The 23,069-nt window shown below is 63.4% G+C and carries 23 protein-coding genes and 2 pseudogenes; 7 read left to right on the top strand and 18 right to left on the bottom strand.

All coding sequences use genetic code 11. From position 1 onward, the window contains the following. Window positions 1-28: 28 nt before the first annotated feature. Complete coding sequence (locus KU43P_RS11565; protein ID WP_317663196.1) at window positions 29-289, top strand: FecR/PupR family sigma factor regulator; 261 nt, start codon at window positions 29-31, stop codon at window positions 287-289. Window positions 290-509: 220 nt separating this feature from the next. On the opposite strand, the gene KU43P_RS11560 is transcribed toward KU43P_RS11565, so the two are convergent. Further along, on the bottom strand, window positions 510-1,061 hold the full coding sequence (locus KU43P_RS11560; protein ID WP_317663194.1) for a cupin domain-containing protein: 552 nt from the start codon (window positions 1,059-1,061) through the stop codon (window positions 510-512). A 196-nt stretch (window positions 1,062-1,257) separates the two neighbouring features. Here KU43P_RS11560 and KU43P_RS11555 point away from each other — a divergent pair, with 196 nt between their 5' ends. Genes KU43P_RS11555 through KU43P_RS11545 form a run of 3 tightly spaced genes read left to right on the top strand, consistent with a single transcriptional unit; the run spans window position 1,258 to window position 4,969 of the window. After that, on the top strand, window positions 1,258-1,785 hold the full coding sequence (locus KU43P_RS11555) for a (2Fe-2S)-binding protein (RefSeq protein ID WP_317663193.1): 528 nt from the start codon (window positions 1,258-1,260) through the stop codon (window positions 1,783-1,785). Then, a complete protein-coding gene (locus tag KU43P_RS11550) occupies window positions 1,782-2,771 on the top strand; it encodes an FAD binding domain-containing protein (RefSeq protein ID WP_317663191.1) in 990 nt (329 codons plus the stop codon). The genes KU43P_RS11555 and KU43P_RS11550 overlap by 4 nt, the downstream gene beginning before the upstream one ends. After that, window positions 2,768-4,969: a xanthine dehydrogenase family protein molybdopterin-binding subunit gene (locus tag KU43P_RS11545; RefSeq protein ID WP_317663190.1), complete on the top strand. Its 2,202-nt coding sequence runs from the start codon at window positions 2,768-2,770 to the stop codon at window positions 4,967-4,969. Before KU43P_RS11550 ends, KU43P_RS11545 begins: the two co-directional genes overlap by 4 nt. A 4-nt stretch (window positions 4,970-4,973) precedes the next feature. On the opposite strand, the gene KU43P_RS11540 is transcribed toward KU43P_RS11545, so the two are convergent. The 7 genes from KU43P_RS11540 to KU43P_RS11510 all read right to left on the bottom strand — a co-directional run bounded on the left by KU43P_RS11540 (window position 4,974) and on the right by KU43P_RS11510 (window position 11,994). Then, window positions 4,974-6,314, bottom strand: coding sequence for a cation:proton antiporter (locus tag KU43P_RS11540; RefSeq protein ID WP_317663189.1), 1,341 nt, complete (start codon window positions 6,312-6,314; stop codon window positions 4,974-4,976). Between the two features lie 250 nt (window positions 6,315-6,564). Beyond that, window positions 6,565-8,511, bottom strand: a complete 1,947-nt coding sequence (locus KU43P_RS11535) for a response regulator (RefSeq protein ID WP_317663187.1) — start codon at window positions 8,509-8,511, stop codon at window positions 6,565-6,567. Next, window positions 8,501-9,376 (bottom strand): sensor histidine kinase, encoded by an 876-nt coding sequence (locus KU43P_RS11530; RefSeq protein ID WP_317663185.1) that lies wholly within the window; start codon window positions 9,374-9,376, stop codon window positions 8,501-8,503. Before KU43P_RS11530 ends, KU43P_RS11535 begins: the two co-directional genes overlap by 11 nt. After that, window positions 9,369-10,385 (bottom strand): ATP-binding protein, encoded by a 1,017-nt coding sequence (locus KU43P_RS11525; RefSeq protein WP_317663183.1) that lies wholly within the window; start codon window positions 10,383-10,385, stop codon window positions 9,369-9,371. Before KU43P_RS11525 ends, KU43P_RS11530 begins: the two co-directional genes overlap by 8 nt. Then, window positions 10,376-10,780 (bottom strand): anti-sigma regulatory factor, encoded by a 405-nt coding sequence (locus KU43P_RS11520; protein ID WP_317663182.1) that lies wholly within the window; start codon window positions 10,778-10,780, stop codon window positions 10,376-10,378. Before KU43P_RS11520 ends, KU43P_RS11525 begins: the two co-directional genes overlap by 10 nt. Then, a complete protein-coding gene (locus KU43P_RS11515) occupies window positions 10,777-11,139 on the bottom strand; it encodes an STAS domain-containing protein (RefSeq protein ID WP_317663180.1) in 363 nt (120 codons plus the stop codon). Before KU43P_RS11515 ends, KU43P_RS11520 begins: the two co-directional genes overlap by 4 nt. A gap of 3 nt (window positions 11,140-11,142) precedes the next feature. Further along, the gene (locus tag KU43P_RS11510) at window positions 11,143-11,994 is read right to left on the bottom strand and encodes an STAS domain-containing protein (RefSeq protein ID WP_317663178.1); all 852 of its coding nucleotides are present in this window, start codon (window positions 11,992-11,994) and stop codon (window positions 11,143-11,145) included. 299 nt (window positions 11,995-12,293) lie between these two features. Between KU43P_RS11510 and KU43P_RS11505 the strand changes: the two are divergent. Beyond that, window positions 12,294-12,590: pseudogene (locus tag KU43P_RS11505) on the top strand (short-chain dehydrogenase); the annotation flags it as partial. Window positions 12,591-12,779: 189 nt separating this feature from the next. On the opposite strand, the gene KU43P_RS11500 reads toward KU43P_RS11505, so the two are convergent. The 6 genes from KU43P_RS11500 to csiR form a co-directional block, all read right to left on the bottom strand. After that, entirely contained in the window at window positions 12,780-13,334 is a 555-nt protein-coding gene (locus tag KU43P_RS11500) for an XRE family transcriptional regulator (RefSeq protein ID WP_317663784.1), read from the bottom strand. 121 nt (window positions 13,335-13,455) lie between these two features. Then, complete coding sequence (locus KU43P_RS11495; protein WP_317663176.1) at window positions 13,456-14,814, bottom strand: aspartate aminotransferase family protein; 1,359 nt, start codon at window positions 14,812-14,814, stop codon at window positions 13,456-13,458. Window positions 14,815-14,880: 66 nt separating this feature from the next. Then, window positions 14,881-15,654, bottom strand: coding sequence for a gamma-glutamyl-gamma-aminobutyrate hydrolase family protein (locus tag KU43P_RS11490; RefSeq protein ID WP_317663175.1), 774 nt, complete (start codon window positions 15,652-15,654; stop codon window positions 14,881-14,883). A 67-nt stretch (window positions 15,655-15,721) separates the two neighbouring features. Continuing rightward, on the bottom strand, window positions 15,722-17,068 hold the full coding sequence (locus tag KU43P_RS11485) for a glutamine synthetase family protein (RefSeq protein WP_317663174.1): 1,347 nt from the start codon (window positions 17,066-17,068) through the stop codon (window positions 15,722-15,724). A 27-nt stretch (window positions 17,069-17,095) separates the two neighbouring features. Continuing rightward, window positions 17,096-17,650: an XRE family transcriptional regulator gene (locus tag KU43P_RS11480; protein ID WP_317663172.1), complete on the bottom strand. Its 555-nt coding sequence runs from the start codon at window positions 17,648-17,650 to the stop codon at window positions 17,096-17,098. Window positions 17,651-17,831: 181 nt separating this feature from the next. Further along, the gene (gene csiR, locus KU43P_RS11475; RefSeq protein ID WP_317663170.1) at window positions 17,832-18,524 is read right to left on the bottom strand and encodes a DNA-binding transcriptional regulator CsiR; all 693 of its coding nucleotides are present in this window, start codon (window positions 18,522-18,524) and stop codon (window positions 17,832-17,834) included. Window positions 18,525-18,704: 180 nt separating this feature from the next. Here csiR and glaH point away from each other — a divergent pair, with 180 nt between their 5' ends. Beyond that, the gene (glaH, locus tag KU43P_RS11470; RefSeq protein WP_317663169.1) at window positions 18,705-19,691 is read left to right on the top strand and encodes a glutarate dioxygenase GlaH; all 987 of its coding nucleotides are present in this window, start codon (window positions 18,705-18,707) and stop codon (window positions 19,689-19,691) included. Window positions 19,692-19,745: 54 nt separating this feature from the next. After that, on the top strand, window positions 19,746-20,987 hold the full coding sequence (gene lhgO, locus KU43P_RS11465; protein WP_317663167.1) for an L-2-hydroxyglutarate oxidase: 1,242 nt from the start codon (window positions 19,746-19,748) through the stop codon (window positions 20,985-20,987). 52 nt (window positions 20,988-21,039) lie between these two features. Here lhgO and KU43P_RS11460 read toward each other — a convergent pair whose 3' ends face one another. The 4 genes and pseudogenes from KU43P_RS11460 to KU43P_RS11445 all read right to left on the bottom strand — a co-directional run bounded on the left by KU43P_RS11460 (window position 21,040) and on the right by KU43P_RS11445 (window position 23,027). Further along, window positions 21,040-21,312 (bottom strand): PepSY domain-containing protein, encoded by a 273-nt coding sequence (locus KU43P_RS11460; RefSeq protein ID WP_317663166.1) that lies wholly within the window; start codon window positions 21,310-21,312, stop codon window positions 21,040-21,042. A 183-nt stretch (window positions 21,313-21,495) separates the two neighbouring features. Beyond that, window positions 21,496-21,600 (bottom strand): annotated as a pseudogene (locus tag KU43P_RS11455) (DUF3077 domain-containing protein); the annotation flags it as partial. A gap of 262 nt (window positions 21,601-21,862) precedes the next feature. Beyond that, window positions 21,863-22,096, bottom strand: coding sequence for a hypothetical protein (locus tag KU43P_RS11450; protein WP_317663162.1), 234 nt, complete (start codon window positions 22,094-22,096; stop codon window positions 21,863-21,865). Between the two features lie 52 nt (window positions 22,097-22,148). Beyond that, a complete protein-coding gene (locus KU43P_RS11445) occupies window positions 22,149-23,027 on the bottom strand; it encodes a LysR substrate-binding domain-containing protein (protein WP_317663160.1) in 879 nt (292 codons plus the stop codon). Window positions 23,028-23,069 lie beyond the last annotated feature (42 nt).

Here is a 23,069-nt window from a genome sequence, read left to right as displayed (position 1 = left end):
GGCGGTCCGGTCACCCAGGTAGCTGAAGATGAAGCCGCGCCCTCCTGCTCAGTCACTCGACACTGTCATCACCGAAGCCGCCAGTTGGTGCCTGCGCCTGCATGACGAGGGGTGCAGCGCTGAAGACCATGCGGCCTTCGCGCTGTGGTTGCAGGCCGACCCTCTGCATGCCTTCGAATACGGCAAGATGCTCGAAATCTGGGACCTCAGCGACCAGCTGGCCAATCACCCGGCCAGCGCCAGCACACTCCTCACCAACGCCGCCCCTCGCGAAGGACGGCACGATTGAGGTGTGAGCGCGCCTGCTTGAGGATGTCGCCACTGCGGTTGTTGGTGATGACGCCTTGTCGAAAGCATGCTTGAGCAACCCCGACATGGCGAGGTTCTGGGTGATCTTGCGCTCCGCGTTCGCGCCACAAGTGCCTGTCGAATCCAGGCTCAAGGTAATGCTGCGCTAACCAGATTCGCCTAAACTCGCCCGCATGCCCCGCGCCCTGCGACTGTTCACCCTACGGATGCTCGTGCTCTCGCTGGTCATTGGCCCATTGCGTTGTAACTGCACCGTGCGCCCCGGTGACCGGGTCCTGTTCTGGCAGCGGCACCGCGGCAATACGCGCCAGCGCCTGTTTGTGGGCCGCAGCATCTGGCCGCTGGATGTCGTAATCCTCTTGCCCCTGCGGGTAGGCACCCACCACGAGAAAGTCATCACTGGCGTCGACGCAGCGATGCCCGGTGCCCGCTGGCAACACCAGCACGTCGCCCATGTTCACGCTCAGCGTCTGCCCCGCTTCGCCCCCCAGGGTCACCCGTGCCCGGCCCCGGGCAATGCCCAGGACCTCGTGGGCATTGGGGTGAAAGTGGTGGTAGTCGAAAATGCCGTCACGCCAGAGCGGCGTCCAGCGGTGAGCGGCAAACAAGGCCTCGAAGGCGCTGGCAGGGTCGGCTGACGTGGCCAGCTTCAACCGGTAGAGCAGCACCGCAAGGCGGCTGTTCGGGGTCGCGCCGTCGTCCTGGAAATACAGGGTCTGCACAGGCACGTCGTTGGTGTCAATGTCGAGCATGGGGCTGCATCCTGATCGGGCAGTAGATGCGGTTGTGAAGCCGACCCGTGCCGCAAGGTTCCTCGTGGCCGACGAGTGAATGCGCCTGGGCGAACTGACCTGCGTTTCGGCGCAAAGGCTGAACGTTTGCCCAATCCCGCAAGTCGCAGCCCATAGACACAGACCACTGTGCACCCCCAAACCGTGAGGACCTGCCATGCCCGCACTCTCCCCCCCAAGCGGCCAAGCGCATGCCATCCGCCTGACACTCAACGGCCAACCCCGGTGCCTGCACGTTCACCCGTGGACGACGCTACTTGACCTGCTGCGCGAACAGCTTGATCTGATTGGCACGAAAAAAGGCTGCGACCACGGCCAATGCGGCGCCTGCACGGTGTTGCGCGATGGACGGCGGGTAAACGCCTGCCTGACCCTGGCCATCATGTGCGATGGGGCCGAGCTGGTCACGGTCGAAGGGCTGGCACGCGGCGACGAGCTCCACCCCATGCAACGGGCGTTCATCACTCACGATGCCTTCCAGTGCGGGTACTGCACCCCAGGGCAGATCTGCTCCGCTATCGGCCTTGCACAAGAAGGCCGGGCCACAACACGCGATGCCATACGCGAGCAGATGAGCGGTAACCTGTGCCGCTGCGGCGCCTACAGCAATATCGTCGCAGCCGTGGAAGCGGCACTGCCGGCAACGCGCGCCAAGGCCGACAGTGAAGGAGGCTCACGCCCATGACCCCTTTCAGCTACCACAAAGCGGCCTCGGTGGGCGAAGCCTTGAGCCTGGCAAGCCCCACTTCACGCTTCATCGCCGGTGGCACCAACCTTGTCGACCTGATGAAAGAGAACGTGGTTCGCCCCGAGCGCCTGATCGATATCACCGGGCTTGGACTTGATGCTATCCAACCGACCGCGAACGGCGGCCTGCTGATCGGCGCGCTGGTCAGCAATGCCGACCTGGCCTGGCACGCCCTGGTCGAACGAGGCTATCCCCTGTTGTCCGAAGCCATCCTGGCCGGGGCTTCACCACAGTTGCGCAATATGGCCAGCGTGGGCGGCAACCTGCTGCAACGCACCCGTTGCTACTACTTCTACGACACCGGCACGCCCTGCAACAAGCGCCAACCCGGCAGCGGCTGCCCGGCACGCACCGGGCTCAATCGCATCCACGCCATTCTGGGCGCCAGCGAGGCCTGTGTCGCGACTCACCCCTCGGACATGTGCGTGGCGCTGTCGGCGCTCGAGGCGGTGATCCACGTCGAGGGCCGTGCCGGCAAGCGGCAGATCGCCTTCGCCGACTTCCATCGCCTGCCCCACGACACCCCGGAGCGAGACACTCAACTGGCCACGGATGAACTGGTGACCGCCATCGAGCTGCCGCCGCCGCAATTCGAAACCCATTACCGCTACCTGAAGATTCGCGACCGTGCGTCCTATGCGTTTGCCCTGGTCTCGGTCGCGGCCGCCTTGCACATCCAGGGCGGGGTGATCCGGGCTGCACGCCTGGCGCTCGGTGGCGTGGCACACAAACCCTGGCGCGACCCTGCCGTGGAGCAGACCCTGCAGGGCCAGGCGGCTTCTGTCGCCTTGTTCGCCTGCGTGGCAGATGCCCTGCTGCAGGGGGCCCAGCCGCTGAGCCAGAACGGTTTCAAGGTGCAGCTTACGCAGCGGGCAATCGTGCGTGCGCTGGGTGAGGCAGCCGCCAGAGGAGCAACATCATGAACGACAAGCATTGCGTGGTGGGCATGCCGCTGGACCGTGTGGACGGCGTCGCCAAGGTGACCGGCCAGGCACGCTATGCCGGCGAACATCCGCACGCCGGGCTTCTGCATGGCAGCGTGGTGTCCAGCACCATCGCCCGGGGCCGCGTGCTCAGGATCGACAGTTCCCAGGCCCTGAAAGTGCCGGGGGTAGTCGCCGTGCTGGACCATGAACATCGCCCGCACATCTCCAGCTATGACGACGACTACAAAGATGCCGACTCGGCCAAGGGGGCGGCCTTCCGCCCCTTGTTCAACGACCGGGTTCTCTACAGCGGACAACCACTGGCCCTGGTGCTCGCCGACAACCTCGAGCTGGCCAGATATGCGGGCTCGTTGATCACCGTCGAATACGGCGAAGAAGCGCACGACACCGATTTGCTCAGTGCACTCGACCAGACCCATCAGGCGCCCGCCAAGACGCCTCCCCCGCGTGGCGATTTTGCCAAGCACTACGCCAACGCAGCGGTAACGATAGACGCCACCTACCTGACGGCCAACGAGCATCACAACCCGATGGAGCCGCACGCCTCCACGGTGCTCTACCAGGCCGACGGCTCGCTGGAAATTCACGACAAGACCCAAGGTACGCAAAACTGCCAGGATTACCTGCACAAAGTGTTCGGCCTGCCCAAAGCGCAGATCAGGGTCCTGGCGGCATTCGTCGGCGGCGCCTTCGGCTCCGGGTTGCGTCCGCAGTATCAGTTGCCGCTGGCCGTGATGGCGGCGTTGCACCTGCAGCGCTCGGTACGCGTGACCCTGACCCGTCAGCAGATGTTCACCTTCGGCTATCGGCCACGCACCCAGCAGCGGCTGCGCCTGGGTGCGGATGCCGACGGGCGATTGCTGGCGATCGCCCACGATGCCGTGGGGCAGACCTCGCGCTTCGAAGACTTCACCGAGCACCTGGTGGAATGGAGCGGCATGCTCTATGCGTGCGACAACGTGGCACTGAGCTACCGCCTGGCTCCGCTCGATGTGTACACCCCGCTGGACATGCGCGCACCGGGTGCTGCGTCGGGCATGATTGCCCTGGAATGTGCCATGGACGAACTGGCCTGCATGGCGGCCATCGATCCGCTGGAACTTCGCCGGCGCAACTTTGCGGCCAGCAACGGCAACACCGGCAAACCCTATTCCAGCAAGGAACTGCTGGCGTGCTACGCGCAAGGCGCGGCGCATTTCGGCTGGGACGCCCGCAACCCTGCGCCGCGCAGCATGCGCAAAGGCAATCAGCTGGTCGGCTGGGGCATGGCGGGCGGTGTCTGGGAAGCGCTGCAGATGAAGGCCAGTGCCAAGGCGCGCATCGATGCGCAGGGGCAGGTAACCGTCAGCAGCGCGACCACCGATATCGGTACCGGCACCTACACCGTGATGACGCAGATCGCGGCCGACGCCCTCGGTGCCAAGGTCCAGGACGTCACCTTTGAACTGGGCGATTCCTCACTGCCCACGGCGCCGCTGCAGGGCGGCTCCTTCACGGTGTCGTCCGTGGGCTCGGCGGTGCGCCAGGCGTGCCTGGTGTTGCGTGCCCAGGTGCTGGAGCAGGCACGCCAGGCCTACCCCGAAGTGGCGGCATCGCCACGCGAGCAGGTCGTGTTCGCCGACGGCTACCTGCAGGCGGGAAGCCACCGATTTGCCCTGTCGGATATCGTGGCAGGCTCCACCGAGAAGGCGTTCGAGGCGCAGATCGACGCCGAACCGAGCGCCAGGCGCAAGCCGTTCGCCACGGCGACCCATTCGGCAGTGTTCATCGAGGTGCAGGTCGATGAGGACCTTGGCACGATCAGGGTCACCCGCGTTGTCAGCGCGATCGCTGCCGGGCGAGTGGTCAACCCGAAAACGGCACACAGCCAGATTCTGGGCGGCGTGGTCTGGGGGGGAGGCATGGCCTTGCACGAGCAGACGCTGACCGATCACGCGCTGGGCCGTGTCCTCAATCACAACCTGGCCGAGTATCACATCCCGGTGAATGCCGACTGTGGCGATGTCGAAGTGATCTTCGTTGAAGAAAACGACGACATCGTCAACGAACTGGGCTCGAAGGGCGTGGGTGAGATCGGTATCGTCGGGGTCGCGGCTGCGATTGCCAATGCGATCCACCATGCGACCGGCAAACGCGTGAGGGACTTCCCGATAACCCTCGACACCTTGCTGTAACCGCTCACCCTTTGCCATTGCGCGATTCATAGCGGGCCAGCAACGGCTGCACGCTCAGCCCATGCAGCAGGATGCTCAAGGCCACGACCGACAGCACCAGGTTGGTGCTCTCGACCGCAACGGCAGGCAGCAAGCCATGGTTCACGGCGTAGAACAGGTAGTAGAAGCTGCCGATGCCGCGAATGCCGAACCACCCCAGCAGGCCGCGCTGAGGGGCATTGAGCAGGCCTCGCAGCGGCGCGAGCATGACGCCCAAGGGCCGGATCACCAGAAACAGCGCGCCAGCGACCATCACGGCGCGCCAGTCCCAATGCTCCAGCAGCACGACACCCAGCAGCGTCACCAGAAACACCTCCATGGCCCGCTCGACCAGGCTGCCGAACGCAAGCATGTCGCCCAGCATGATGCCCGCGGCAATCTGGGAATCGTCCAGGTCCTTCACGTCCCCCTTCACCGCCAGCTCCGGCGCGACATGCTGGTGCCCGACCACGGGTTGCACCAGATGCTCGGCCGCCGGCTCCTGTGGGCTGCTGGAGGTTTGCACTTCCGCCTGGCGCAACCCCAGCCCCGCCGCGAACACGGCCAGGAAGCCGTAGCCGTGGATCAGCTCTGCGGCCACGTAGGCCAGCGCGATCAAGGCCAGGGCAAGGTAGTCGTTGGGCGACACGGTGCTGTCGTCGTTGCGCAGGCGCAGGTACAGGGTCAGCTTGCCCAGGCCACGCCCCATCCAGTAACCGCACACGAGGCCCGCCGTCACCGCCCAGAGCACATCCTTGAGCAGCCAGTCGGCCAGCCAGGCCTCCCCGGAAGGTTGCAGCAACAGCAAGCCGAGGATGACGAAGGGAAACGCCACGCCGTCATTGAGCCCGGCCTCCCCCGACAGGCTGAAGCGCACGGGGTCGGCGTCGCGGGCGTCGACCACCTGCACCAGGGTGGCCAGCACAGGGTCGGTGGGGGCCAGGATCGCCCCGATCAGCACCGAAACACCCCAGCTCATGTGCAAGCCGTAGTGCAGCACCAGGCTGACACCGGCAATGCACACCAGCATCACCGGCCCGGCCAGGCACACGGCGATCCGCCAACGGTGGTCGCGCAAGGGCAACCGCAGTTTCAGGCCGCTGAAGAACAAAGAGAACAACACCGCAACTTCGGTCAGATGCTCCATCCAGCCACTGGCCTTGCCCAGATCCAGGTGCAGCAAACCCACCCCTGCCCCACCGAGCGCAATGCCCAGGCCAAGGCATACCACCGAGGATGTGACGGGCATCCAGCGCAGATAGGAAGAAGAGAGCGCGAGCAGCAACAGCACCGCGCCCAGCATGGCGAACCAGACGATGAAGGTCATGTGCGCAGTGCCCCGCGAGAGTGATGCCCTGACTAGGCTCTGTACGAAAAGCCTTGATACTCGGTGATGCTGCGTTGAAAACAGCCTCGGAATGCTCATTTACAACCCGTAAACTCCGCTTCCTCGGCTGTTTTCGCCTTGCCTGACCTTCGTCTCAAGACTTTTCATACAGACCCTAGGTATGGACTGCACGCTGATTGCGGTCGTTCCGCGCCTTGAAACCTACGTCAGACTGGGGCGAAAGCGCCTTTCAATGCACCTGCCCAAGGGTGCGCCGCACCTTGTCGAGCAGCTCGCCGATCTGGAACGGTTTGGTCAGCAGGTCCATCCCGGTATCGAGGAACGCCTGACGGTCCAGCGCCGTTTCTGCGTAGCCGGTCATGAACAGGACTGGCAACCCCGGGCGGTAGGTGCGGGCCATGTCGGCCAGCTCGCGGCCGCTGATGCCGGGCAGCCCGACATCGGTCAGCAGCAGTTGGATACCGACATCCTCGCGCAAATGGTCGAGCGCCTGCTCGATGGTCTCCGCCAGGGTGCAGCGGTAACCGGCATCGATCAGCACCTCGGCCACCGACAGCCTGACCGCGGCCATGTCCTCGACCACCAGCACATGCTCGCCGGCGCCGCGTTGGTCGAGTTGCGGGCTGCGCACCTCGCTGACCTCCTGCTGGCTGCTGCGCGGCAGCATCAAGGTGACCTCGGTGCCTTGGCCCGGCACACTGCGAATCGCCACATGCCCGCCCGACTGGCGGGCGAAACCGTAGATGGTCGACAGCCCCAGCCCCGTGCCCTGCCCGACCGGTTTGGTGGTGAAGAACGGGTCGAACACCTTCTCCAGCAGCTCCGGCGCGATGCCGCTGCCATCATCGCGCACCGTTACCGAAACGTAAGGGCCATCCTGCAGGTTGGGATCACCGTGTGACCACGCGGCCGCTGTATTCACCCAGATATGCCCACCCTTGCCCAACGCATCGCGGGCATTGATCACCAGGTTGAGCACGGCGCTTTCCAGCTGGATTGGGTCGACCAGAGCAATGATCGTTTCGTTCGAGAGTTCCAGCGCCAGCACGATGCGTTCACCGATGGTGCGGGTGATCAACTCTTCCAGCGACCGCACTCGCTCGTTGATGTCCACCGGTCGGGTGTCCAGGGGTTGCTGGCGGGCGAAGGCCAGCAGACGGTGGGTCAACGAGGCGGCGCTCATGGCGGAACTGAGCGCCGCATCGGCGTAGCTGGGCACCTTCTCCAGACGGTTCTGCTCTACCCGTTTGCGGATCAACTCCAGGCTGGTGATGATGCCGGTCAGCAGGTTGTTGAAATCATGGGCGATGCCGCCTGTGAGGCTGCCCAGGGCGTCCATCTTCTGCAATTGCAGCAGCTGAGCTTCGGTGCGTTCACGCTGGGCCATTTCCCGCGCCAATTGGGTGTTGGCGTCGTCCAGGCGGGCCAGGTGCGAGCGCTCACGGTGGCGGTGCTCGGTGACGTCCTCGACGAACACCAGGCACAACCCCGGCGCCCGATAGGGCGAAAGCTGCCATTCGGTGTCGCGTGGCACGCCTCCCACGCACATGGCCAGAGTGCCTCGCCAGCGCTGGCCGTCTACCAAGTGCTGGCGCAAGGCGGCAAGCATGGTTTGCTGGCCATCGGCAAAGCACTCCTGCAGGGCGTCGGGGTTGCGGTTGTCCTGGATCAGGCGGGCAAACGCATGGTTGCACTCCTGCACCTTGAGCCCGGTGCCGAGCACGGCGATCGGTGCCGATACATTGGTGAAGATCTCCTGGAAGTTGGCCTCGCTGTCGCGCAGTGCCCGCTCGGTGTCACGTACCCGCAGCAGCGTGCGCAGGGTGGCCACCAGCACATCCGGGTCGACCGGATGCACCAGGTAGGCGTCGGCACCGGCATCGAGCCCGGTGATGATGTCGCCGGTCTGGATCGACGCCGCCGACACGTGGATCACCGGCAGCAAGGCGGTCGACGGCTGCGCACGCAACAGCCGCACGATGTCGAAGCCGCTCATGTCGGGCAGGTTGACGTCCAAGATCAGCGCATCGAACGGCTCGCTGCGGATCAATGCTAGCCCCTCGCCGCCGGTACCGGCCTCCTGCACATGGTAGCCGTGCATGGCCAGACGGCGGTGCAACGCATAGCGGGTGGCGACGTTGTCGTCGACGATCAGCAGGCGCGCGTCAGTGTTCATCGGCGCCCTCCTGGGCCAGCGCCAGCGGCAGAACGACGAAGAACGACGAACCGACGCCCGGCGCACTGTCCACGCCTACCTCGCCGCCCAGCAGCTCGGCGAAACGCTTGCACAGCGACAAGCCAAGGCCAGTCCCGCGCAGGCGTTTCTGCAGGGGCGAGTCGAGCTGGGCGAAGTCTTCGAACAGCCCGCCCAGTAGCTCCGGGGCGATGCCGATGCCGGTGTCGCTGACGGCAAAGCGGATTTGCTCGCTGCCGTGCAACTGCGCCGATACCCGCACTTCGCCGCGGGTGGTGAATTTCAGCGCATTGGATATGAAGTTGCGCAGGATCTGCGCCAGCTTCTTGTCATCGGTGTACATGCGCGGCAGCCCCTCGGGCTCTTCGAAGATGAGGTCCACCGAGCCGGTGTCGACGATCGGGCGGAACATCCCGCGCAAGGCGGCGAACAGGTCGAGCATGTCGAACCAGGCCGGCGAGATGGTGATGCGCCCGGCCTCGATCTTGGCAAGGTCCAGCAGGTCGTCGACCATGTCGCTCAACTCGCGCGTGGCCGTGCTGATGAAGGCCACCTGCAGTTGCTGCTCCTTGCTCAGCGGCCCATCCACCTCGTCGGCGAGCAGGCTGGTGATGCTCAGGATCGAGCCCAGCGGGGTGCGAAACTCGTGGCTCATGTAGGAGAGAAAGCGGCTTTTCAGGTCCGACGCCTGGCGCAGCTGCTCGGCCTGGATATCCAGTTCGGCATAGAGCGCCAGCACCCCTTGGTTGGTTTCCTCCAACTCGCCGCGCAGGGCCTGGTTTTCGGCCTGCAAGCGGGCCACGAGCGCGGCCTGCTCGGGGTTGTTGGTGGGTATCGAGTCAGCCATGCACGGTCTCCAGGTCGATGACCAGCACCGTCACGTCGTCCCGCCCTCGGCAGAAGTCGCGATGCAACACGGCAGCGATCACCGCCGGGTGGCGGTGCGCCAGGCCAGGGTAGATTTGTAGGTTCCAACGGGACTGCAGGCCGTCGCTGAACATGATCAACAGATTTCCCTTCACGTGAGCGTAGTCGAACACTTGGCCCTTGCGGTATTGCCCGCCGACGATGCCCGGGTGCGAGGCCAAGCCCCGCGGCCGCTCGCCGCCGACCAGAGTGGCGCCGATATTGCCGATGCCGATGAAGTCCAGTTTGTCGCTCACGCCCTGGTATTGGGCAATCGCGACGGCGCCGCCGCGGGTGCCGGCCATGGCGTGGTGCAGTTCGCCCAGCAATTGCTCCGGTGCGCGGAACGGATCTTGGGCAAATGCGTGGGCGCCGGCCTTGGCGGCGCGCTCGGCCTCCTCGCCATGCCCCAGACCGTCGATCACCAATGCGCTCAGGCGTTGCTCGCCAAGGGCCACGTGCCAGGTATCCCCGCAGGCCGGGTCGTCATGCAGGGAATGGTGGCTCACGCCGATGCGCAGGTCCCGGGCCGGATGCTCTTGCGGGTAGAGGCGTGCCAGCACCACGGCGCCGCCAGCGTCGGCATGCACGTCGAACACCTGCGCCAGGCGGCTAACCGCGCCCAGGCCGATGCCTTGGGTGCCGCCGGTGGAATAACCGTCGACCAGGCAACTGGGCAGGTCGAAGCCTTTGGCACGGTCCACCGCCACCAGTTCGATGCCGCACTGCTCGCCATGGGCGAGCACCCGCACATGCAGTTCGCCCTGTTCGGCGTGCTTGAGCACATTGCTGGACAGCTCAGTGGCGACGATGGCGGCGCGGCCGGCGTCGGTGGGGGCGAAGCCGTGCTGTTCGGCCAGCTTCTGCACCACTCGCCGGGCATGCCCGACCTGGCTGGCATCGTCGAGGCGCAACACCTGGGTCAGGCTCGCGGCCAGGTTCACGTCCATCGGGTGATCGTTACCCGGGTACCTTGCCCGGGAGCGGTGTCCAGCTCGAACTCGTCGACCAGCCGGCGCGCGCCGGTCAGCCCCAGGCCCAGGCCGCCGCCCGAGGTCCAGCCATCGGTGAGGGCCAGCCTGACGTCGGCGATGCCCGGGCCTTCATCGCGAAACACCAGGCGTAGACCGACCCGCCCGGCTTCTTCGATGACTTCCCAGTCCATGTCCCCGCCCCCGCCATACACGACGGTGTTGCGGGCCAGTTCACTGACGGCCGTGACCAGCTTGGTCAGGTCGACCAGGCGCATGCCGCAGTCGCTGGCGACCTTGCGCGCCAGTTGGCGGGCCAGTACCACGTCCTGCTCAATGCGCACCGGTTGGCTGCCGCTTTGGCGAATGGTCATTGGCGGCCCACTCGCTGGCGCAGCAGGTGCATGCCGCGGTCGACATTGAGCGCGGTGCTCACCCCCGGCAGAGTCAGGCCGAGCTCCACCAGGGTGATCGCCACTGCCGGCTGCATGCCGACCAGCACCGTTTCGGCGTCCATGATGCGCGACAGGCCGGAGATGCTGGCGATCATCCGGCCGATGAACGAATCGACCATGTCCAGTGCGGAAATGTCGATCAGCACGCCACGGGCCGAGGTGTGGTCGATGCGGTCGGTGAGGTCGTCCTGCAGTTGCAGCGCCAGCTGGTCGTGCATGTCGACCTGGATGGTCACCAACAGGAACTCACCCATTTGCAGAATGGGAATGCGCTCCATCGCTTACCCCTTCTCGCCAGCCGTGGTGCCCAGGCGGGCAAGCGCCAGCTTCAGGGCGTCGGCCAGGTTGGACTTGGTGGTCAGCGTGCCCAGGTCCAGGCCCAGGTGCACGATGGTCTGGGCGATCTGTGGGCGCACGCCGCTGATGATGCAATCGGCGCCCATCAGGCGGATGGCGGTCACCGTCTTGAGCAGGTGCTGGGCCACCAGGGTGTCGACCGTAGGCACCCCGGTGATATCGATGATGGCGATCTCGGAGCCGGTGTCGACGATGCGCTGCAGCAGCGATTCCATCACCGTCTGGCTGCGTTGCGAATCGAGCGTGCCGATCAGCGGCAGGGCCAGTACCCCTTCCCAGAGTTTGACCACCGGGGTGGACAGCTCCAGCAGTTCTTCCTGCTGACGCTTGATGACTGCCTCGCGGTTCTTCTGATAGGTGCGGATGGTGTGCAGGCCGAAGGCATCCAGCAACTGCGAAATCTCCCAGAGTTGCTCGGCCAGAAGCGCAGGCTGCTCGCGGTAATGGGCCTGCAGCAGGGTGAACAGTGGGCCCTTGAGGGCAAAGATGAAATAGGCGGTCTGGTGCGATTCCTGGCCGACCTGGGCACGGCTGGCGGACAGTTTTTCCAGGAAGCGGCGGGTTTGCTCCCAGCCTTCGGCGCCAACTTCGCTGCCACTTTCCTCGCGCAGCCCTTCGACCACCAGCTGAAGGAATTCGCGGGTCTCCTGGCGCAGGTCCTGCTCGCGGATATTACGGGTCGCGCCGTTAGCCTCCAGCGCCGCAAGCCAGTCTCCCACCAACTGGGCCTGGTTGCCGACAATCGCTTCCAACGTACTGTTCTGCAGTGCTGCCATGTGCGCTTCGCTCCTGAAAAGGCCGTTTCGGCTTCCGATAAAGAAGCCAGCTTCGGAAAATGACACCCGCCGAGGGAAATAGTTGTGGCGCCGCTGGATAATTTCATTGCGCCATCTGCCGTGCCGCTAACTCTAGGCCAAGATCACCGGCCGTGTTGACCTCACGGGGGCTTATTTCCGGCAGCTGGCGTTAGCGGCGCCAGCCTTGCGAGCCGTTGAACAGGTTGTGCTGAACTTTGAGGTGCAAGCAGGCTTCCCCTGCATACCCCCTTGGCGTTTTGCACAAAGGAGCTTGCACCATGATCGACTCAGCCACAGGTATGAAACGGGGCGAACGTTATTGCGTGGAGAACCTCGAGCGCGCCCACCAGTTCCCGGGGTTCTTCCAGGACGGCAAGTATTACCTTGGCCCGGAGCTGTTGACGGCGGTGGGGTGGCTGGAAGGCAACCGGTTCATCTACGACAGCCTGGATGCCCAAGGCGAACCGGTGTTCCCGGAGCGTGTGGCCGGGACCATCGAAGGCCTGGCCTTGAAGCTGGTTGATGGCACCTCGTTGCAGCTCTCCCGAATGGAGGCCAGTGCGCCCTTCGAGCCGCAGAGGGTGGCGTCAGCGGTGACCCGCCTGGCACAGAGCCCGCCAATCCCGTCCACAAGCCGCCAGCCGGTGGGATGGCAGCGCTTGAACAACAGCGCCGTGATCCTGGTGGCTGCCGCAGCCCTGGGCTTCGTTGCGGGTTTCCTCATCACAGGGGTGCGGCGTAAGCACCATTAGCGAAGGTGGGGTTTAGTTGAACACCCACAGCACGCGAGTGGGTTTGTCCGTGAGGTTGGCATAACGAAAACTGGCATGAGATTGCAGCTGAAAGCTGTCATTGGCACGCAGGGTCACCGGTTCGCCTTCGTCCAGCCACACGGTCAGCTCACCTTCGAGCACGAAGCAGCCCTGCTCCGAGCTGTCGTTGAGAAATTCCTCACCGCTGCTGGCACCCGGCTCGAGGTGGCTGTCCAGCATGGAAAACCCGCCGGTGATGGTGGGTGATACCAGTACGTCGGTGATGCCCCCGGCCAGATGCAGCGTGCGCCGCTCATGCGGGCGCGTGACCCAGTCGAGGTCGCGGGGCTTGTCGAGGTTGTAGAAGTAGGCGGTCGAGACACCGAGTGCTTCGCTGATGGCCGTCAGGTCCGCCACGGTGGGGCGCGACACACCCCGTTCGACCTGGGAGAGAAAACCCACCGAACGGCCGATGCGCTGGGCCAGTTCGCCCAGGGTCAGGCCTTTGAACTTGCGCAGGTCGCGAAGCAGTGTTGCCAGTTCTTCAATTTCTTCGTGAACCATGATCGGGCGCGGCCAGAGGTAGCGGAATGATTGGCATGGAAAATACCTGAATAAATCCACAAATCAAGCGCGTGCCCCGCAGGCACTTCGGCAGGCAATGGCGCCCTGCCGAAGTGCCTTGCCCTTAGCGGATGGCCTGGTAGGTCAGGTCCAGGCACTTGCGGGCCTTTTCCACCAGCTCGTCGATCTCTTCGAGGCTGATGACCAGCGGCGGCGCGATGATCATGGTGTCACCCACGGCGCGCATGATCAGGCCATTGTCGAAGCAATGCTGGCGGCAAATCATGCCGACGCCCTTGCCCTCGTAGCGGGTGCGGGTGGCCTTGTCCTTGACCAGCTCGATTGCGCCGAGCATGCCCAGGCCGCGCACCTGGCCCACCAGGGGGTGGTCGGCCAGCTCGCGCAGGCGCTGTTGCAGGTAGGGCGCGGTCTTTTCGCGAACCTGCTCGATGACCTTCTCGTCGCGCAGGATACGCAGGTTTTCCAGGCCCACCGCCGCCGCCACCGGGTGGCCGGAGTAGGTGAAGCCGTGGTTGAAGTCACCGCCCTCGCTGATCACCTGGGCCACGGTGTCACGCACGATCACGCCGCCCATGGGGATGTAGCCGGAGGTGAGGCCCTTGGCGATGGTCATCAGGTCGGGTTTGAGGTCGTAGTAGTCGGTACCGAACCACTCGCCGGTACGGCCGAAGCCGCAAATCACTTCGTCGGCCACGAACAGGATGTCGTACTTGGCGAGGATTTCCTTGACCTTCGGCCAGTAGGTCTGTGGCGGGATGATCACGCCGCCGGCGCCCTGGATCGGCTCGGCGATGAAGGCGGCGACCTTGTCTACGCCGACCTGCAGGATCTTCTCTTCCAGTTGCTGCGCCGCCCACACGCCGAATTCGGCCTCGGTCATGTCGCCGCCTTCACCGAACCAGTACGGCTGCGGGATGTGCACGATATCCGGCAGCTGACCGCCCTGCTCGTGCATGCCGCTCATGCCGCCCAGGCCCGCGCCCGCCACGGTAGAGCCGTGGTAGCCGTTGATGCGGCCAATGATGACCTTCTTGTCCTTCTTGCCCTTGATCGCCCAGTAATGGCGAACCATGCGCAGCACGGTGTCGTTGCCTTCGGAGCCGGAGCCGGTGAAGAACACATGGTTCATGCCCTCGGGCGCCACGTCGGCAATCGCCTTGGCCAGTTCCAGCGCCGGCGGGTGCGCGGTCTGGAAGAACAGGTTGTAGTACGGCAGTTCCTTCATCTGCTTGCTGGCCACCTCGGCCAGTTCATCACGGCCGTAGCCGACGGCCACGCACCACAGGCCGGCCATGCCGTCGAGGATCTTGTTACCTTCGCTGTCCCACAGGTACACGCCCTTGGCCGAGGTGATGATGCGTGGGCCTTTCTCGGCCAGTTGCTTGACATCGCTGAACGGTGCCAGGTGGTGGTCACGGCTCATGGCCTGCCAGGCCAGGGTCTGCGAATTCTTATCACTCATTGACTTATCTCCATCAAATTAAGCAGTCGAACTGCGGGAAACTTTTTATATTCGGGCGGCCGAAATTCAGGCCGACTTCAACATCAATTGGCGCAATACCGAGCGATGCCGGCAAGCTTTGCCAAATGACTGGAAGATCGTCAGGTAATGCGGGTTGTCCATGACTTGGAACTCCGGGTGCCATTGCACCGCCAGGGCAAACCCCTTGCCGTGTTCGACCGAAATCGCTTCCACCAGGCCGTCGGGTGCAATGGCTTCTACCCGCAGCCCGGGCGCCAGCACATCGATGCCCTGGCCATGGATGGAATTGACGTCGATGACCGCCGGAATGCCCATGCGGTCCATCAGCCCGCCAGGCTGGATATGCATCTTGTGGCGCGGGCCGTATTGCTTGGCCACGGGCTCGTCCTTGCCTTCGCGGTGGTCCATGAACACGCCGGTTTCGTGCACCTTCTGGTGCAGGGTGCCACCCAGCGCCACGTTCATTTCCTGGAAGCCACGGCAGATGCCGAGCACCGGCACACCTGCCGCGATGGCCGCACGCATCAGCGGCAAGGTGGTGGCATCGCGCAGAGGGTCGTGATGGGTACCCGGCGCGCTGGCCGGGCCGTTGTAGTGGAACGGTTCGATATTGGACGGCGAACCGGTGAAGATCAGCCCATCCACCGTGTCGAGTATGTCGGCGGTGTCCATCAACTCAGCGAGACTGGGAATCACGATAGGCAAACCACACGCTGCATTGGCGGCAGCGCGCGCATACTTCTCACTGATCGTCTGGGTTGCATGCTGCTCAATCATGCGGGTGCATGCAGTAATGCCGATAACTGGCACACGTGGCATATCCATCCTCCGGCAAATCACTCTTGCAAGTCAGGGTCAAACTTGTTGTTAGAGGGTGCAGCGCGAATTACATGAACCAGCGGTATTCGCGTGCGTTGATTTCATTCAGGAAATCCAGTTGTTCCTGGCGCTTGTTCTCGCAATAGACCATCACGAACTCACTGCCCAGCCCTTCGTTGACCACCGGGTGGTGACGCATGGCGGCCACTGCGCTCAGGGCATCCTTGGGGAAGTCGATGCCGCTCTGGCGGTTGTCGTTCAACGGGGCGATCGGCTCGACGCCGCGATCCAGGCCATGCTCCATCCCGGTCAGAATCGCCGCCAGCACCAGGTACGGGTTGGCATCGGCGCCGGCCAGGCGGTGTTCGATGCGCAGGTTGCGCGGGTCGGACTCAGGGATGCGAATGCACGCATCGCGGTCTTCAAAGCCCCAGCTCGCCCGGCTTGCTGCGTTGACCATCGCGCCGTAGCGGCGATAGGCGTTGTGGTTGGGGGCGAAGATCGGCATGCAGTGCGGCAGCAGCTCCAGGCACCCCGCCACCGCATGGCGCAGGTTGCGCTGCTCGCGGCCGGCAAGGATGTTGTTGCCGTCGTTGTCGTACAGGCTCACATGCACATGCATGCCACTGCCCGGGGCATCCAAGTACGGCTTGCTCATGAAGCTTGCGCGGTGGCCATGTTTCATCGCCACACCGCGGGTACTGCGGCAGAACAGCGCCGACCAGTCCGCCGCACTCAGCGGGTCGTCGCTGTGGGAGAAGTTGATCTCGAACTGGCCAGGGCCCAGTTCCGCCGTGATCACGTTCGCCGGTACACCCTGCTCGTTGGCCACATCGACCATCTCGTGCAGCACCGATGAGAAGCGCGACAGCCGTTCGATATGCATGTTCGGCTGGTCGTCTTCATCGTCGGTCGCGCTGTCGCGTGGGAACTGCGGCAGGCCATCCTTGAGCTTGCGGTCGAACAGGTAGAACTCCAGCTCGAAGGCCACCACCGGGCGGATGCCACGCCGGGCGAGGCGCTCGATCACACGCGCAAGCACTTCACGGGGTTCGAACTCGATAGGCTTGGCGGTGCCGTCCGAGGTGATCAGCATCTGCGCGATCACTTCTTTCTCCCAGCGCACCGGTTTCAAGGTGCCCGGCACCAGGCGCCGTGGCGCATCCGGGTCACCGTCGGCAAAGCAATAGTCGCCAATCGGGTAGAGGCCACCCTGGGTGCCCAGCAGCACGCAGTTCTGCGGCAGCTTCAGCGGGGTGCCTGCGGCCACTTTTTCCAGCATGTCCATGGGGTAGCGCTTGCCATAGAAATGCCCGGGAATATCCAATGCAATCAGGTCGACATAGCGCACATCTGGGTGTGCTGCACGGAAGGCGCGTACTTCAGTCAACAGATCCGGAAAGATGACAGTCATCTTCTTATCCTTGTTATGTGAACGAATTCAATTGAAGACCCAGAGCACGCGGGTGAGCTTGTCCGTCAGGTTGGCGTAACGGAAATGCGCGTGGGGTTGCAGCTGGAAGCTGTCGTTGGCCTGCAGGGTCACGGCGTCGCCGTCGTCCAGCCAGACCGTCAGTTCGCCTTCGAGCACGAAACAGCCCTGCTCCGAACGGTCGCTCAGGTACTGCTCGCCGCTGGAGGCACCTGGTTCGAGGCGGCTGTCGAGCATCGAGAAGGCGCCGGCGATGGTCGGTGAGGCCAGCACATCGGTGATGCCCGAGGCCAGGTACAAGGTGCGCCGCTCGTGGGGGCGCGTCACCCAGCTGACTTCGCGAGGCTTGCTCAGGTTGTAGAAGTACGCCGTCGAAACACCGAGTGTTTCGCTGATGGCGGTCAGGTCTGCCACGGTAGGCCGCGAGACACCCCGCTCCACCTGGGAAAGGAAGCCCACCGAACGGTCCACCCGTTCGGCCAGCTCGCCCAGTGTCAGGTTCTTGAACTTGCGCAGGTCGTGAATGAGGATCGCCAGGGCTTCAACCTCTTCATGCATCGTCATTGCTCGGCACCGCCGTGAAAATATTGGACTTATTTTTCATGAAAAAATACATGATAATTTTCACGAGTCAAGCAGCGCGAACACACACGAGCGAGCGCCGGATCAGATCCGGTGCTCGCCATCAAGGTCATCGGGGGGGGGAATCAGGCGCGAGGGTTCACGCCAGGAATGGAATGCAACGTTAGAGAATGCCGGCTTCGCGTTCGATGATGCGGGTGATGATGGGGACGGGCGTCATCAAGTGCTCCAGCATCATCTTGCTGGCCTTTTGCGCATCGCGCCCGAGGATGGTGCTGACCAGTTCGGCGTGCTCTTCGCGCTTGAGGCGCAAGGCTTCTTCGGACAGCACGGTGCGTTTGAGCCAGATCTGCCGGTAACGCTCGGCCTGATCCTGGAGAAACGCCCGCGCCTGTAGCAGGCTCTTGGAGCCGCAGCCACTGGCAATGGCATTGTGGAACGCCTTGTGCCGGGCATCCCAGACATCGACCATTTCCTGCGGGGTGTGCAGTTCGACCACTTTCGACAGGGTGTGCGCGCTGGCCACGATGGACGCTTCCCAGGCTTCATCGCCCTTCTCTACCGCCAGCCCGACAATCATGGCCTCCAGATGGGCCCGAGCTTTATAGACATCGACCATCTCGTCCAGCGACATGGTCGCCACCCGATAGCCCTTCTGGTTGATGGCGCTGACCAGCCGCTCACCCACCAACCGCGCCAGCACCTCGCGCATTGGCCCCACGCCGACGGCGTAGCGGTCTTTCAAGGCGCTCATCAACAGCTTTTCTCCGGGGCGGTAGGCGCCACGGAGAATGTCGGTCTTCAAGCGCGAATAGGCGGCATCGGAGGTGGTTTCGGCGAGATCGGTCAGGTCCATCCAGAGGGTTCTCTTGCTAAGCGCGCCCCATCATACCGAACTCCATCCAGCAGGGCAGATCGTGAATAAAAACATTTTCTGAATACGTTTTTTAAAAATGTAGACATTTTGATGTTTCGGCGATATTTTTACCTCACCACTTGAACCCACCTCCTCGTCCGCTTGATTTCAGGAGTCGCCATGAACGCCATCACCCAGATCGATATGCCCGTACTCGAGCAGCCTGCCCTGCTGCACGGCTTCACCCTGCAATCGACGCCACAGTCCGAGCGCCTGCTGGAGCTGCGCTTGGCCAAGGAAACGGTCGACGCCTTCGTCGCCGCGGTGGCTGAATGGCCCGTGCAGGCGCTGGAGTACAAATCGTTCCTGCGCTTCCAGGTGGGCAAGATCCTAGACGACATCTGCCAGGGCACCCTGCGCCCGGTCATCGTCAACACCCTGCTCGACCGCAGCACCGGCGGCCTGCTGGTCGTGCCCGAGGGCCTGGACAGCGTCGCCCAGGCTGACGACATGGTGAAGATCTCCACTGCCGTGGCGCACCTGCTGGGCCGTTCCAACTTCGATGCCATGAGCGGCCAGTTCTATGCGCGCTTCGTGGTCGAGAACGTCGACAATTCCGACAGCTACCTGCGCCAGCCCCACCGGGTGATGGAACTGCACAACGACGGCACCTTCGTGAACCAGATCACCGACTACGTGCTGATGATGAAGATCGATGAGCAGAACATGGAAGGCGGTAACTCGCTGCTGCAGCACCTGGACGACTGGGCCGACCTGGACACCTTCTACAAGCACCCGCTGGCCCGCCGCGTGATGCGCTGGACTGCACCGCCGAGCAAGAACACCCGCGAGGACGTGTTCCACGCCGTGTTCGATACCGACTCGGTCGGCCGTCCGACCATGCGCTACATCGACCAGTTCGTGCAGCCGGACAACTACGAGGAAGGTACCTGGCTGTTCCAGCTGGGCGAGTCGCTGGAAAACAGCGCGAGCAAGGTGTCGATCCCGGTGGCAGTCGGCTCGTTCCTGCTGATCAACAACCTGTTCTGGCTGCATGGCCGTGACCGCTTCGTCGCTCACCCTGGCCTGCGCCGCGAACTGATGCGCCAGCGTGGCTACTTCAGCTTCCCGAAAATGGAACACCACCGCGGCCAGACCTCCAACTGATGCGCGCATGGCCTCGGCGCTCGCACGCCGAGGCCATCGGCAAGGAACAGACCCATGTACGATTTCGTGATCATCGGAGGTGGCATCGTCGGCATGTCGACGGCGATGCAACTGGCCGATCAGTACCCGGACGCACGCATGCTGCTCCTGGAAAAGGAGAGCGGCCCGGCGCAGCATCAAACCGGCCATAACAGTGGCGTGATCCACGCCGGCGTCTACTACACGCCCGGCAGCCTCAAGGCGAAGTTTTGCCTGGAAGGCAACAAGGCCACCAAACGCTTCTGCGATGAACACGGCATTCCCTATGACGAATGCGGCAAGCTACTGGTCGCCACCAACGAGCTGGAGATGGAGCGCATGCGCGCCCTGTGGGAGCGCACCGAGGCCAATGGCCTGGAGCGTTACTGGCTGTCGGCCGGCGAGCTGCGCGAGCGCGAGCCCAATATCGTGGGCCTGGGCGGCATTTTCGTGCCCTCCAGCGGCATCGTGAACTATGCCGCCGTGACTGCGCAGATGAGCCGGGAGTTCCAGAAGAAAGGCGGCACAGTACAGTTCGACACCGAGGTCACCGGCCTGGTCGAACAGGCGGACTCGATTGTCGTCAAGACTGACCGCGGCACCTACACCACCCGCTACCTGGTCTCGTGCTCGGGCCTTATGGCCGACCGTGTCGTGCGCATGCTGGGTGTGCAACCGAGCTTCACCATCTGCCCGTTCCGGGGCGAGTACTACCTGCTGCCGCCGGAGCACAACCAGATCGTCAACCACCTGATCTACCCGATCCCGGACCCGTCCATGCCGTTTCTGGGCGTGCACCTGACGCGGATGATCGACGGCACCGTCACCGTCGGGCCGAACGCCGTGCTAGCCATGAAACGCGAGGGTTATCGCAAGTCCGATATTTCCCTGAGCGACCTGGGCAGCATGCTCGGGCATCGCGGCATCCGCAAAGTGCTGCGCGACAATCTGCGCCCGGGGCTGGTGGAGATGAAGAACTCGCTGTTCAAGGGGGCCTACCTGAAGACCGTGCAGAAGTACTGCCCGAGCTTGAACAAGGAACACCTCAAGCCCTACCCGGCCGGTGTGCGGGCCCAGGCGGTATCGAATGAAGGCAAGCTGATCGATGACTTCCTGTTCGTCAATACGGCCCGCAGCGTGAATGTCTGCAACGCGCCCTCGCCGGCGGCGACTTCGGCCATTCCGATCGGGGCTTATATCGTGTCGAAGGTTCAGGAGCAGGTGGGCGGTGATCTGAAGAAAGCGACTGTACAGGTGCCTCGCGCACAAACCGTTTAACTACCCCTGGGTGCGTGCGGCTGTGGCCAGACTGCACGCACCCGACGGGCTGTCAGTTATCCACCTCATCCTTGGTGATGGCGCCACTGTGCGGATCGACGTGGAATTCGTAGCGTTTGCCGTCCGCCTTCATGCCTTCCCCTTCCCAATGGCCGTCATCGGCTTCGATCTTGGTGATCTGGGTGTAGCCTGCGCCCTTGAGCGTGGCTTCGGCCTGGTCCTTGGTCACGGTCCAGTCGGCGCCGGGCTGATCGGCCCAGGCTGCAGAGGCGCCCAGTGCGCCGACCAAAGCCAGGCCGGTGAACAGTCGAGTGATGGTTTTCATTGCCAACATCCTTTTTTACGGGGGTTAAAGGATGCGACATGGGTGGGGTTGGAGCAGTTCAATTGCTTTGGGATTTGTATTGGCTGGGCTGGCTTCTCGCGGATGAATCCGCTCCTACAAAGACCGCGCGGACGTTGTAGGAGCGGATTCATCCGCGAGAGGCCAGCCCAGCCAACGCATCACTCAATGCATCATCCCCAACTCGGCATCATCCATCAGTGCCTTGGCCATGGCACTCAGGTAGTGAGCAGCCCAGATCATCATGGGTTTCTCGTCCATCAGGCCGATTTTGCCGACGGTGACGTGGGTGTCGTCTGTGGTCATTGTTCGATCTCCCTGAATGTTCCGTTGCCTGGGCTGGCCCTATCGCTGGCAAGCCAGCTCCCACACCGAGCGCGTGGTCGCTGAATATCCCTGTGGGAGCCGGCTTGCCGGCGATAGGGCCAGCCCAGACAACACATCACTCAAGCCCTAGTGCAAGGTCCTGGGCTCAGCCGGCATCTGCACCTGAATCAAAGTCGACTCCAGCATCTCCCGCAACGCCTCCACCTCAAGCAGTCCCCACCACACTCTGCTCATCCGCACCCTGGCAACCATTGCGGCATGCACAATCAAATTCCGCCTCAGCACGCGTCGGGAAATTCAGGCTCAAGCGAACCTTGTCTTGCGTGTCATACAGGTCATACCCCTCCCCCAGCACGCTGGGAAAGCCGATGCGTCGAGGAAATACCTCTTTCTGACGAGGGACCGCGGGCACCACAACGAATCGAATCTGCATGACCATCCCTCTTCCGGCAGTGCCTAAGTATTAGTCTGCTTATTGGAAACACTCAAGCTCACTCATGCAAAGATTTCATCTGCGGTTTCAAGCAGCCCTGAAACGACTTCACGATCTGGTTATTGCTTCGCTCAACCAGGTGATACAGGTAGGTTTCAGTGTGAACCGGGTCCCCGGCGATGCGGATCATCTTGAGCCGCGGGTCCGCGATGTATTCCGCCTCAGACACCGCGCCGATGCCGATCCCGCGTATCGCCGCCTCGCGCAAGGCTTCGCGGCTACCGATTTCCATGGCAACTTTCGGCGACACCTGCGCACGCTCCAGTGCCCGCTCCAGCGCCAGTCGCGTGGTCGAACCGCTTTCGCGGCGTAGCAGGCGCTGGCCTTGCAAAGCCTGCAACGGCACTGCGTCATGGCGGGCAAGGGGGTGCTCGACATGGGCAAACAGCACCACCGGGTGGCGAGCGTAACGGTGCGCCACGAAGTTAGGGTCGTCGTGCAACCCCGCCAGCACACCGATATCGATCACATAGTTTTCCAGGTCTTCGAGCACCGACGCCGAGTTGCCGATGCGGATCGACACCTCGATCTGCGGGTACTTCCGGCAATAGTGGTCGACCATCTCGATCACATGAAACGGCCCCACCGCGCCAATCTTCAAATGCCCGCGATTGAGCTTGCCCGAGTCCTTCAGCAAACCCGACGCCTCGGTCTCGAGCATCGACAGCTGCTGGGCGATGGGCAGCAGTGCCCGTCCCACGTCAGTCAGTTCGATGCGCCGGCCACGCCGATGGAACAGCTCGACGTTGAATTCCCGCTCCAACCCCTGGATCTGGTTAGTGGCGGTCGGCTGGCTCAAGCCGATGGCGCGGGCACCGGCACTGAAACTGGCATGGCGGGCGACGGCGAGAAAGGTGCGCAGGCGGGCCGTGGACATCCATAGATCCTTTGAATGATTGGCTGGGGAAAGCGATATTGA

It is taken from the genome of Pseudomonas sp. KU43P (assembly GCF_033095865.1).
Taxonomy (GTDB): domain Bacteria; phylum Pseudomonadota; class Gammaproteobacteria; order Pseudomonadales; family Pseudomonadaceae; genus Aquipseudomonas.
The sequence above is the reverse complement of the archived record's forward strand: the minus strand, read 5'-3'. Positions and strand labels throughout refer to the sequence as shown.